General features: G+C 38.5%; 1 pseudogene. It reads left to right on the forward strand.

The window, feature by feature from the left end:
• Positions 1 to 75: 75 nt before the first annotated feature.
• A pseudogene (locus F6K53_RS44025) lies at positions 76 to 1178 on the forward strand (ISAs1 family transposase).
• Positions 1179 to 1183: the final 5 nt, after the last annotated feature.

The raw sequence follows: 1183 nt of genomic DNA on the forward strand, positions 1-1183 counted from the left end.
CAGGGCTATTTCATTCTAAATATAAACAAGATATGGTATAATTGAGCGCAAATTTAGTCTAATCCATCTACTCTTGTGTCTCAAATCGCAATTATAGAAGCCTTTGCAGAGCTCGAAGACCCTCGTCGTCGTGCCGGACAGCGTCATGCCCTGCCACTGTGCCTAGCACTATTTACCGTGGGCTACGCCGCTGGGAATCAAGGATTTTTAGCAATTGGAGATTGGATTTCAAGTTACCGCGAGCAGTTGATTGATCTTTTCAAACCTCCGAAAAACAGGCTACCCTCTTACAGTACTGTCCGTCGTGCTTTACTACATATAAATTATGAGCAGTATTCCCTGTGCCTGGCTAAGTTCTTTAATGTACAACCAGTTCCTGGAGAAACCATTAGTTTAGACGGAAAAGTCCTCAAATGTTCCTATCAAATAGAAAATGATAATCTTAATTCAGCTTCTCACCCAGCCATAATGTTGGTTAGTGCTTACATTGTGGAACGGGGCTTGATTTTAGAACCGTTTGAAGTTGATGCCAAAACCAACGAAATTAAAGCTCTACCAGAATTGATTCAGAAACTTGCTCTCAAGGGAGTTGTTTTTGCTTTTGATGCTATTAATACCCAAAAAAAACTTGTGAGTTAATTCTCAAAAGTGGTAATGATTATATTGCTGCCTTAAAAGGTAACCAGCCCAGTCTCTTTAAGGAGGTTAAAACTAATTTTACACCGGAAGTTACTTATCTACAAATTAATAAAGGACATGGTCGAATCGAAAAGCGTCATGTAAGTATTTGTAAAAATCTTGATTCTATCCGTCCTTGGCCCGGACTTACTACTTTGATTCAGGTTAAATCAGAACGTCAAGTATTTACCCATCATGTCATTGAAGTTACTACTGAAACTCGTTATTATATTTCTTCATTGAGTTTAACAGCCCAAGAATTTGCTGAACGTATCCGTGGATATTGGGGTGTTGAGAATAAAGTCCACTATGTTAGAGATGTTACTCAAGGTGAAGATAAATCCAGAATTCGCACTAACCCTCTGCCTAAAATTTTCACCATAGCTCGTAATTTTACACTCAATTTATACCGTGACCAAATGTTTAAAAATATGGCACAAGCTCAACGACTTTGTTCTTTTGGTCTAGACACGCTTAAGCAACTTTTTAGAATGAAATAGCCCTG

Source organism: Moorena sp. SIO4A1 (assembly GCF_010672065.1).
Lineage (GTDB): Bacteria > Cyanobacteriota > Cyanobacteriia > Cyanobacteriales > Coleofasciculaceae > Moorena.